Consider the following 10877-nt stretch of genomic DNA (forward strand, 5'->3'; position numbering starts at 1 on the left):
AACAGAAAGCAAAGACGAATCAAGCCTCCCCTAGCGGAGGCTTTTTTTGCATTAATATCAATCGATTACTTGGATAGGGAACAATCATGGCAACGCTCGACGAGATCAGACAAGACATCACCCGGTTGGATCAGGAGCTGCTTGCCCTGCTGGCGAAACGCAAGACCCTCAGCATCGAGGTGGCCCGTGCCAAGCAAGCCAACCCGCGCCCCATTCGTGACCACCAGCGGGAGCAGGAGCTGCTGGTCGCCCTAATCCAAAAAGGGCGCGTGCTGGGACTGGACGCCCAGTACATCACCCGCATCTATCACACCATCATCGAAGACTCTGTGCTCTCCCAGCAGGCCTATCTGCAGAGCCTGCTCAACCCGGAGCAGCAGGAGCCGATGACCAGCGTCGCCTATCTGGGGCCGCGCGGTTCCTACTCCAGCCTGGCCGCCCGCAAATATCTGGCGCGCTACAAGGATCAGGTGATCGAAGTAAACTGCCAGAACTTCCGTGAAGTACTGGATGCGGTGGAGTCGGGTCGCGCCGCCTTTGGCGTGCTGCCCATCGAGAACACCAGCTCGGGCTCCATCAACGAAGTCTATGACGTGATGCAGCATACCAGCCTCTCCATCGTCGGTGAGCTCACCTACCCCATCGAGCACTGCATTCTCACCGCCGTACCGACCGAGCTTGGCCGTATCAAGACCTTCTATGCCCACCCGCAGGTGTTCCAGCAGTGCTCCCACTATCTGAGCAAGCTGGAAGGAGCCCGTCACGAGATCTGCGACTCCTCCTCCAGCGCCATGATGAAGGTGAAAGAACTGGCAAGCCCGGAGGCCGCCGCCATCGGCAGCGCCGCCGGTGGCGAACTGTATGGTCTGGATGTGCTGGCCGAGCAGCTTGCCAACCAGAAAGAGAACTACAGCCGCTTCATCGTGGTGGCGCGCAAGCCCATCGATGTGGCACCGCAGATCCCGGCCAAGACCACCCTCATCATGTCCACCTCCCAGAAGCCGGGCTCGCTGGTCGAGGCGTTGCTGGTACTGCGCAGCCACGAGATCAACATGACCAAACTGGAGTCCCGTCCGGTGCAGGGCAACCCGTGGGAAGAGATGTTCTATCTCGATGTCTCCGCCAACCTGCAAACCCCGGCGATGCAGGCCGCACTGGTGGAGCTGACCAAGATCACCCGCTATATCAAGGTGCTTGGCTGCTACCCGAGCGAGGATGTGAAACCCACCGCAGTGCCGCCGGTGCTGATGGGGAGCTAACCAGCCCACAACGACAAAAGGCGAGCACACTGCTCGCCTTTTGTTTTGATGCCTGTGTTGATGCCTGTTTTCAGGTCAGGCAATCAACTCAGAACTGACCCGCCATCAACTGATTGATGTTGTAGAGGGCGCGGGTATCGAGCTCCATCTCGGTGGCATAGGTATTGCCGCGCGGATAGGAGGCCACCACCCGGGCACCACGCACCACACCGGCGACCGACACATCCAGCGAGTTGGAGGTCTGGGTCAGGTCACGATAGCTGCTCTGGCCGCGCACCTGCTGACCATTGAGCTGCTCGGCCAGCTCGCGATAGGCATCCATCTTGGAAGCGCGAATGGCTTGCAGCATCTTCTCCGACTGGGAGGGACCGGGCTGGATGTCGATCACCGCATAGCCCACCGCCTTGAGCACCGGAAAATCATCGGGTTTGCCACCCTGGGTGTAATCCACCACCCGGTTGCCGCTGCAACCGGTGAGCAAGAGTGCCAACAGGCAACCAAACAGGATCTTCATGACTCGCTCCTCACGGGGTCAGGTTGACCAGATGACCGCCCGGCCGGGCCTGACTGTCACGCATCAGATAACCGCGATTGATCGATGCCCGACCAAACGAGTTGTTAGCACCGAACAGATATTTTTGCGGGATCAGGCTCTGGGCCGTGGTCTCAACCATCTTGGTGCGCATGTCGATAACGCGGGCATTGACCAGGATCCCCTTGCTGTTGCGGCTGAATGTGCCGACCAGAATGCGGGAGATCGGCAAACGGGAAGAGAGCTCCTTATAGTTGCGGCTCAGCACGAAGTCCCCCTGCGGCGTCACCTTGATGCTACCGGTCAGCTTGAAGTCCACCACCACCTCGCCGCGACGATTGAGCTCGTAGATAAAGCTCTCCTCAATCTGCTGCCCCATCCAGTTGGTATCCTGCAGGGTATCGAGATCGACGAAAGAGGCCACTGCGATGGGTTCGGTCAGGGTGGTCAGCGATTTGCGCTCCATCAGCTGATCGGTCATACGCGCCACCAGCCAGTTGAGCTCCATCCCCTGCGCCGCCTGGCGAGGGTCACCCTGATCTCGATTGATAGGGTCGGAGCCGCACCCGGTCAATGCCAGGGCGAGCGCCAACGCCGTGATGAGTTTGTTCATGGATACCTTTCCTGTATCTGCACCTGACTTATTATCGGACGCGCCGGACAAAGCTTGAGCCGGTAATGAGGCATGATTCTTGCTTTTTAATGGACATCGTCAGCGCCAACGTGCGCTGCCACTTGGAACGTGTTGTGATCCATGTCGGCCAGCAGGCGCCATTTCCTCAAAATGGCTCGGCTGCCCGCCAACTCAAGGTATCTGCTATGAAATTACCGCTGCTGTTGACCCTGCTGCTGGCCAGCCTGAGCACCCGCGCCGAACTTATCGAAGCACAGGGCAGCGCCGCCATTCTGGGGGGCGATGAAGTCTATGCCCGCGAGCAGGCAACTCGCGACGCCCTGCGTCAGGCCCTGCTGGCAAGCGGCGCGGCAGTCTCCAGCGTCCAGCGTCTGGAAAATGGCAGCCTGCGATCCGAGCAGATCCAGATCCGCTCCGGCGGCGACATTCGCCAGTATCGGCTCAAGCGGGAAGAGGTGCGCAACGGCCGCATGTATATCACGCTAGTGGCCGACATTCAGGCCGAACGCCAGATCTGCCAGACCCAGCACTTCGCCAAGGATTTGACACTGGTCAGGCTGCGAATGCGCTATCCGGACCAAGCCAGCTACGGCGCCATGGACGACATGCCGGAAAACCTCTCGCGACGACTGTTCGAGACCCTCGCCAATGCGCCGCAAGGGGTCGCGGTGCGCCAGTGGCTGGATGAAAACCTGCGCATCGATCCGCTCCATCTGCAACAGGGGGATCGCAGCGCCCTCGAGGAGATCAAGGCGCTCAGCCTGCGTACCGACAGCCAGTATCTGGTGCTCGGCAGCATCGATGATCTCTCCATAGAGCCGCAGGGCAACCAGCTGACCAGCTGGTATGAGGATCCGGTGCGCAACTTTCGCATGCAGCTCTACCTGTTCGACGGCATCAACGGCAGTCTGATCAACCGCAAGGTCTACGAAGGACGTGCCACCTGGACCTTTGGCAAGCGGGAACAGGTGGGCAGCAGCAGCGGCCAGTTCTGGCAATCGAGCTATGGCCAGGAGGTCAACTACCAGTTGCAGCAGGCGGCTCAAGATCTGGTAGCCCAGCTCACCTGCGCCCCGGTCACCGCCCGGGTGGTAGGCCAGAACGAACGTGGCCCCTACATCAATCTGGGGCGGCGCAACGGCGTCAAGCTTGGCGATCAGTTCCGCATCCAGCACAACGCCGACTTCATCGACCCCTACGGCAAGTCCCGCATGATGCGCAATCCGGCCGACGGCCTGTTCGAAGTGGTGCAGGTATTCGACGATGGCGCCATCATCAGCAGCCAGAACAAATATTCGCCGTTTAACATCCAGAATGGGGATTTGGCAGTATTGGAATAGGTGCCAGAGAGTTACCGGCGCTTACGGCATCTCCCGAGCTTCCCGTTGTTATGGTTCACCAGTGGATTGGTATCGGTCAGTTTCCCAACACCTGACGCAACCTCTCCTGCGCAACGCCCACCAGCAGGTCGGGCTGGAACTTGGAGATAAAGCGATCACAACCCACCTTCTTGACCATGGCTTCGTTGAAGTTGCCGCTCAGGGAGGTATTGAGGGTGATAAAGAGATCGGACATGCGCGGATCACTGCGCACCTCGTGGGTCAGCCGGTAGCCGTCCATCTCAGGCATCTCGGCATCGGTGATCATCAGCAGGATCTCGTTGGTCACCTTCTTGCCAGCATCGCACCACCCCTTGAGCAGGGTCAGCGCCTGCAAGCCATCCTGACACTCGATAACCTCGAGTCCCAGCTGGCCAAGAGTCTCACGCACCTGGGTACGGGCGGTGCTGGAATCATCGACGATCAGCACTTTGCGTCCATGCATCTCGGGCAGGATCTCCCGGTCCAGCACCTCCTCGGAGATGCGGATGTCATAGGTGATGATCTCCGCCAGCACCTTCTCCACATCGATGATCTCGACGATCTGCTCCACTCCATCTTCGGGAATGCGGGTGATGGCGGTGAGGTAGTTGGCGCGCCCGGCGGAGCGCGGCGGCGGCAGTATATCCTTCCAGGTCATGTTGACGATGTTGGCCACCTGCCCCACCAGAAAGCCCTGAATGGTACGGTTGTACTCGGTGATGATGAGGTTGGATTCACTGTCGATGGGCATGGGACGCATGCCGATGGCGCTGCGCAGGTTGATCACCGGGATCGAGGTACCGCGGATATTGGCCACCCCGCTGATATTGTGATGGGAGCCCGGCATCTTGCTCAGATGGGGCAACTTGACCACTTCCCGTACCTTGAAGACGTTGATGGCGAACATCTGACGGGTGCCGAGACGAAACATCAACAACTCGAGGCGGTTTTCCCCCACCAGTTGAGTTCGTTGATCAACGGAATCCAATATACTCGCCATACGCTGATATCCATCTGATTATTAATCGACTCTATTATAGAGGCTGCCCGCCAGGAAAGGCAGGCGCATTTTCAACCAGAGCGACCAACCAGACAAAAAAAGTGAGGCCGAAGCCTCACTTATCTCATTGATTTTAAAATCAATAGCTACAGACAGACTTCCAGCTGCCATCGGTTGCCTTGGGCTCGCTGCTGGTCCACCAGTTTGCTTGCCACACTACCTTGTTATGGGTAATGCGATCTCCGCCATTGGCATGATCCCCCTGCGGCCAGCTCGGATAGGCCTTGTAGGCCGCCGGATTGACGTTCTGGCTGCTGCAGCTGGTGCCCGGATTCTCGCCACCACCCGAGCCCAGCACGGCCTCCGGCAGGGTAGGGAACTCGGCCTTGAGACCAATGGTCTGGCTGCCGCTGATGATGCGCATACCGCTTGGCACGCCAGCGGCGGGCAGGTAGTAGGTCATGGCGACTTCAATCTCGGCCCCCGGTGCCAGGGTCTGCCATCCCGGCAGGTTCATGGCGACCTTGTGGAAGTCCTTCTCATTGGCAATGCCTTCCGAGTTGTCGTTGCCACCGCTCTCCACCACTTTCAGGCCCATGCCACTCTGATCCGTGATGGTGTCAGAGGTAGAGGTGGGCACCAGAAACTCGATGCGCGCGCCGCCCGGAATGGTCTGGGTCGACTTGTTGACCAGCTTGAGTTTCGGGTTGATCGGATAGTTGGAGTCCCCTTCCTTGAAGCCGGAGAGGCTGACCTGGATGTCGAGCTGGGCGCTCGGCGCGGCCAGATCGTTTTGCTTGGTGTTGTACGGAGTTGCCTTGGCAAACTTCTCATAAGCCAGGGTGGTCAGGGTACTGCCCATGCCGTACTCGTTCTTGGCCGGATCGAAGGCGTAATCACCCGCCATCTCCCAGAACATCACGCCACCCAGACCGCGCTTGATGATGTAGTCGAGCTTGTGGCCCATGGACTCTTCATCTTCGGTTGAGAGGAACACCTTCTTCTCTTCGTTCCACAGCCAGGGCGCGTGGGCCTTGTCATCGTAGTAACGCACATACTTGCCCTGCATCACGTGAGCCGGATTGTTGGGATCCAGACCCCAGGCAGTGCCATAACTTGGCAATGTGGTGATGCCGAGGCTGGCCGCATGCTCCAGGTTCTTGGCATGCCACATGGGCACGGCGCCACCGCCGATCTCTTTGCCGTTCTTGTCGAGATCATGCCAGATGTTGTCGATGCCGACCGCCCCGTTGCCGCACGGAATGGTGCTGCCACCTGTGCCCGGCTGGCACTCGTTCTGGCTCGGCAGGGCTGCCTTGCCACCCAGCCCATGACTGCCACCGCTCACCCCCTGCCAACCGCGGGTGTAATAGGGCACGCCAACGTTGATCTTGCCAGCCGCCAGCGCACCGCGGAAGTAGTGGGCAGACCAGGCCACGTTGAGGTAACCGATACCGCCAAACTGGGTCTGGGTATAGACGCCCCAGTGGGAGAGCTCGGGGTCGGCATTGTTGTCGAACAGGGCCGCGTTGTGACCGACAAAGTGGTTCCAGGCACCGTGGAAGTCATAGGTCATCAGGTTGACGTAATCGAGGTACTGGGTGACCTGGAAGTTCTCCATCCCGCGCAGCAGATAGGCCGAGGCCGGTGAGGCGATGGTCAGCATATACTTGCGGCCATCTTCGTTACCGGCGTTGTCGAGCCGCGCCCGCAAGGTCTTCATCAACACCTCGTAATTGGCAAACAGCTTGGCCCGGCACTGGTTGGAGAGCGGGAAATCGTTGGGGTTGCCCGCATCTTTCATCGAGGTGGGGTATTCGTAGTCGATATCGACCCCGTCAAAACCGTACTGGCGGATAAAACTCACCGCCGAGTCAGCCAGGGTGTTGATACCGGCAGTATTGACCGAGCAGTCGCCTTTGGTAGTGGCGGTGTAGAAGCCGCGGGTATCGGCCCAGCCGCCGACCGAGATCAGGGTCTTCACGTCCGGATACTGCTTCTTGTACTTCGACAGCAGGTTGAAGTGGCCCTTGTAGGCGAATTCAGGATCCATCTCGGCACCCGGCACGCCATCCCAGGTCATCTTGGTGGCTGCATCGTCCACCTTGATGGTGTGGCTCTGCTCATCCACCGCCGCGAAGGCGTAGTTGATGTGGGTGATCTTGTTCCATGGAATATCGCTCACCAGATAGGCGGGCAAGCCGTTCTTGCCGGTGCGCCAGGAGGTGAAGTAGCCGATGACCCGGCGGGCATGGTCATCCCCCATGCACTCGTAACCATCCGGACGATAGATCTGGCGAATGTCACAAGAGAGGTTGCCACCGGTGGGCGGCAGCGCGGCCTCCTCGACATTGACGGTCACCGCCGCCGACTCGCCGCTCAGATTGGTCTTGTCAGTGGCCACCAGCTTGAGGGCGGCACTCCCTTTGGCATCCGGCGTCCAGTTCACCTGCCAGGGGGCAGTGGTATCTTCGCCCACCTTCTTGCCGTCGACATAGAGCTCGACTTTGGCCACATCGTTGTTGGCATCGGTGACGTTGCCACTCACCGCCACACTGCGACCCAGCGTCACCTTGGCGCCGCTGGCCGGGCTGCTAATGCTCACCTTGGGCGCCTCTGGCGCCACCACGGCGGCGACGTTGAAGCTCGAATCCGCCTCACTCAGCACCTTGCCATCTTTATCCAGCGCGCGAGCTTTGAGGGTATGGGCCCCCACTCCGGCGGCGCTCCAGCTGGCACTCCAGGGCGAGGCGCTCGCCGTGGCGACCAGCTTGCCGTCGACAAGATATTCCACCTTGGCCAAGGCCGTTACCGGGCCACTCAGGGTCACTGCCAGCGCCACGCTGGCTCCTTCGTTGAAGCTGGCGCCAGCAGCTGGCGAGCTGACGGCTACGCCGAGTGCAGGAGGGGGCACCTCGCCACCATAGGGCTTCCAGGCATCTGCCCAGACTACACCTACCCCCGGCTCATAGTGATAGGGGGATGCCCCGCACCAGCCTGAATAGGGAAATTCTTTGCATTCATAGAGGGCACCGACGTTGCTGACGATATCGCCAGCCTTGTAGGCAGTACCGGATTTATAGGCGGGATAAGCGGCCTGAGCCCAGGCGGGCGCAGCCGCAAGGGCGACCAGCATGGCAAGCCTGCTGGGTCTGAAGAGCTGTTGCATATTGTTATCTTCCTTGTTTTGTTTTGTCTTGGCTTGGTCACCAAGGCAAAGAACAATCGCAACCTGCATGATGGGCGCAGACAACTGGCAATGGACCTGCCACAAAAACCACCCCTCACCCAGGGAAACCCCGCTATCTGGATCCACGATCGAGACCGGAAGCATTGCGCCCCGGCATCACTGCCGGTTTGCCCTTTACCTGGGTTCCGTGAGGAACGAACCCAGTATAGGAAGGCGACAAGATCCCCTCAATCTTTATTCTCAAAGAGAATTATCCCCTGCCACAAAAGCGTCATGATCACAGGGTTAGAATTGATTGAATTATCAAAAAAATCATACTGTTACTGGGATCATAAAAACGCTTTTCCTCATCTTCCCAGATTCGTTTAATGTGCGTTGGCTCACTGGTATGACATGCCAGAAATGTGACAATGCGCGCCCTTGGTCAACGAGCCAAGGCTATGGAATCACTGGCAAAAATAAAAAAGGAACACCTATGAAAGGTACTCGTACCCTGCTGTCGCTGGCCGTGGGGCTGGCACTTGCATCCTCAGGTGCCCATGCGGCATTTGTCTGCCCGTCCGATCCGGCTCAACTCACCCCCATCCCGACCATTCAGGGCACAGGCTCCGCCAGCGCGCTGGCCACCCAGACCGTGACCGACAAGAACGGCAATGTGACCGGTAAAATCAGCACGGGCACCTTCAACGTTCGCGGTATCGTGACAACGCTGGGCCAAAGTCTGACCAAGGGTTTCTATCTGACCGACCCGGTGGGTGATGGCAATCCGGCCACCTCTGATGGCATCTTTGTCTATCTGAACGACAAGGAGTTTGCGACCAACTATGCCGACATCAAACCGGGGGCAGAACTCTGCCTTGAAGCCAAGGTCGAGGAGTATTACGGCGGCACCCAGCTCAAACCCACCTTCGAATCCAGCAAAGCCCGCCTGCAGGTCACAGCGCAAGGACTGGCGGTGCCGACCAGCGTACTGCAGGTCAATGAAGGGGAGACGCTGGCTCAAGCGCTCAATCGCCACGAAGGGATGCGGGTACGTCTCGACAGCAGCAGTGACCTGCACCTGACCCGCAACTATGGCTTCGACTACAAGGTCTATCGCAACAACGTAGAGTTGGCCCACAAAACCCCGCTGATCAAACCGACCCAACTTCATGTTGCCAACAGTGCGGACGCTGTCGCACTGGCCACCCAAAATGGCAGCAACCGTCTGGTGGTTGAGTCTGATTACAAAGCACCGGATGGCGTACTGCCCTGGTTCCCGAGCTGGGATGCCGATCAGGGATATCTGCGCATCGGTGATCAACTGACCGGGCTGGAGGGGGTCATCGTATACAACAAGGATGCCTTCCGTCTGGTAGTACCGAGCGATATCACCCTGACTGCCGGTGCTCTGCTGCGTAGCCCTGAAGAGGATCGTCAAGACGCGCCAGCTCGCCTCGCTGGCAGCGATCTGCGGATCGGCAGCTTCAACGTACTCAACTACTTCACCAGTCACTCCAGCATTGGCGGCGCACTCAATATCCTGTGCAAGGATCAGGCGGATGCCGACAACGCCAAAGGTTGCAACCGGGGTGCCAAGAGCCAGCCCGAGTTCGAGAAGCAGCGCACCAAGATCGTCAATGCCATTACCGCAATGGATGTCGATCTGCTCGGCCTGATGGAGATGGAGAACAACGGCTTCGAGGATAACTCGGCCCTCAACAATCTGGTGACCCGCCTCAACGAACAGCAGAAGGATGCGAGCAAACACTACGCCTATGTGCGTCTGCCGGTCACTACCCTTACCGATGGCAAGTTCTTCGGCGGAGACGCCATCATGGTGGCGATGATCTACCGTCCTGCCCTGCTCACCCCCAGCGGAGATGCCAGCGTCATCAAGCTGCCGGAGCAGCGCTACACCACAGGTGGTGTGGCCAAGACAGCCGGTCAGCGCGATTCTCTGGTTCAGACCTTCACCCTCGCCAAGAGCAAGGAGCCGCTGACGCTGGTGGTCAACCACCTCAAATCCAAGGGGTCAGGCTGCTACGAAAATGGCGATGGCAAGACAGAACCGGCCGACCTGCAGGGCAAGTGCACCGAGTTCCGGGTCTCTGCCGCCAAGGTGCTGGGTGAGGCGGTCAGCAAACTGCCGGGCCAGGTGCTGCTGGTGGGCGACTTCAACTCCTACGCCAAGGAAGATCCGATCCGGGTGCTGACCGACTACAACCCGGCCACCAGCGAGCGGAAGATCGTATCGGCCTCCCACACCTTTATCGGTGAGCAGCCCTATGAACAGCTCGGTCGCGAAGTGACTCGCAGCTACGGCCTGATCGATCTCAACGTCAAATTCAACAAGGAGAAAGCCATCTCCTACAGCTACGACGGGGAGCTGGGCACCCTGGACTACGCCCTCGCCAACCCGGCGCTGGCCAGCAAGGTGGCAGGTGTCGCCGACTGGCACATCAACTCCTTCGAGAGCTCCCTGTTCGAATACGGCAGCCAGTACACCGGCACATTGCTCAAGTCTGACAACCCCTTCAGTGCCTCCGACCATGATCCCATCATCGTCGACCTGAGACTGGAGAGCGATGCCACCAAACCGGACACCTCCTCAGGCGGTGGTGCGCTGGGACTCGGCCTGCTAGCCCTGTTGCCACTGGCCTGGCGACGTCGCCGTTAACCACAGGCGCATTTGAATAGTGCAAGCAAAGCCCGCGACTCTCGCGGGCTTTTTCATTCAGGTCATTGGATTTACAAATGAAAGGCGCGGACGTATGGAGAAAATAAATGATGGAGAAAACAAAAAGGCCACCGCGATGCGGTGGCCTTATTGCTTCTTGTAACAAGAATTTGGTGGAGCTACGCGGGATCGAACCGCGGACCTCTTGCATGCCATGCAAGCGCTCTCCCAGCTGAGCTATA

Annotated in this window: 7 protein-coding genes, 1 riboswitch and 1 other annotated feature (1 of these 9 only partly in view); of the genes, 3 read left to right on the top strand and 4 right to left on the bottom strand. The window is 59.0% G+C overall.

The window, feature by feature from the left end; all coding sequences use genetic code 11:
• Positions 1–49, top strand: a sequence feature (Phe leader region); it begins 73 nt to the left of the window's first position.
• Positions 50–86: 37 nt separating this feature from the next.
• Complete coding sequence (gene pheA, locus G5137_RS15085) at positions 87–1259, top strand: prephenate dehydratase (protein ID WP_005338715.1); 1173 nt, start codon at positions 87–89, stop codon at positions 1257–1259.
• An 88-nt stretch (positions 1260–1347) separates the two neighbouring features.
• On the opposite strand, the gene G5137_RS15090 is transcribed toward pheA, so the two are convergent.
• Together G5137_RS15090 and G5137_RS15095 are read right to left on the bottom strand one after the other, a co-directional pair.
• Positions 1348–1773: an LPP20 family lipoprotein gene (locus G5137_RS15090; RefSeq protein WP_005338717.1), complete on the bottom strand. Its 426-nt coding sequence runs from the start codon at positions 1771–1773 to the stop codon at positions 1348–1350.
• A 10-nt stretch (positions 1774–1783) separates the two neighbouring features.
• Complete coding sequence (locus G5137_RS15095) at positions 1784–2404, bottom strand: FlgO family outer membrane protein (RefSeq protein WP_005338718.1); 621 nt, start codon at positions 2402–2404, stop codon at positions 1784–1786.
• Positions 2405–2610: 206 nt separating this feature from the next.
• Between G5137_RS15095 and G5137_RS15100 the strand changes: the two genes are divergently transcribed.
• Positions 2611–3765, top strand: coding sequence for a flagellar assembly protein FlgT (locus G5137_RS15100; RefSeq protein ID WP_421231407.1), 1155 nt, complete (start codon positions 2611–2613; stop codon positions 3763–3765).
• A gap of 76 nt (positions 3766–3841) precedes the next feature.
• Here the strand turns inward: G5137_RS15100 and G5137_RS15105 are convergent, their stop codons facing one another.
• Both G5137_RS15105 and G5137_RS15110 read right to left on the bottom strand, forming a co-directional pair.
• On the bottom strand, positions 3842–4786 hold the full coding sequence (locus G5137_RS15105) for a chemotaxis protein CheV (protein WP_421254402.1): 945 nt from the start codon (positions 4784–4786) through the stop codon (positions 3842–3844).
• 139 nt (positions 4787–4925) lie between these two features.
• Positions 4926–7922, bottom strand: coding sequence for a glycosyl hydrolase family 18 protein (locus tag G5137_RS15110; protein ID WP_421255621.1), 2997 nt, complete (start codon positions 7920–7922; stop codon positions 4926–4928).
• A gap of 153 nt (positions 7923–8075) precedes the next feature.
• A riboswitch (cyclic di-GMP riboswitch) is annotated at positions 8076–8158 on the bottom strand.
• Positions 8159–8451: 293 nt separating this feature from the next.
• Here G5137_RS15110 and G5137_RS15115 point away from each other — a divergent pair.
• On the top strand, positions 8452–10635 hold the full coding sequence (locus tag G5137_RS15115) for an ExeM/NucH family extracellular endonuclease (protein WP_421209776.1): 2184 nt from the start codon (positions 8452–8454) through the stop codon (positions 10633–10635).
• The last annotated feature ends 242 nt before the right edge of the window (positions 10636–10877 follow it).

The sequence above is a fragment of the Aeromonas sp. 600282 genome (assembly GCF_049175755.1).
GTDB classification, from domain to species: Bacteria; Pseudomonadota; Gammaproteobacteria; order Enterobacterales; family Aeromonadaceae; genus Aeromonas; species Aeromonas veronii_A.

Bases quoted from the DNA above. Each gene is read 5' to 3' on its own strand.
- G5137_RS15115 (WP_421209776.1), top strand. From the start codon at position 8,452: ATGAAAGGTACTCGTACCCTGCTGTCGCTGGCCGTGGGGCTGGCACTT.
- G5137_RS15095 (WP_005338718.1), bottom strand. From the start codon at position 2,404: ATGAACAAACTCATCACGGCGTTGGCGCTCGCCCTGGCATTGACCGGG.
- G5137_RS15100 (WP_421231407.1), top strand. From the start codon at position 2,611: ATGAAATTACCGCTGCTGTTGACCCTGCTGCTGGCCAGCCTGAGCACC.
- G5137_RS15090 (WP_005338717.1), bottom strand. From the start codon at position 1,773: ATGAAGATCCTGTTTGGTTGCCTGTTGGCACTCTTGCTCACCGGTTGC.
- pheA (WP_005338715.1), top strand. From the start codon at position 87: ATGGCAACGCTCGACGAGATCAGACAAGACATCACCCGGTTGGATCAG.
- G5137_RS15105 (WP_421254402.1), bottom strand. From the start codon at position 4,786: ATGGCGAGTATATTGGATTCCGTTGATCAACGAACTCAACTGGTGGGG.
- G5137_RS15110 (WP_421255621.1), bottom strand. From the start codon at position 7,922: ATGCTGGTCGCCCTTGCGGCTGCGCCCGCCTGGGCTCAGGCCGCTTAT.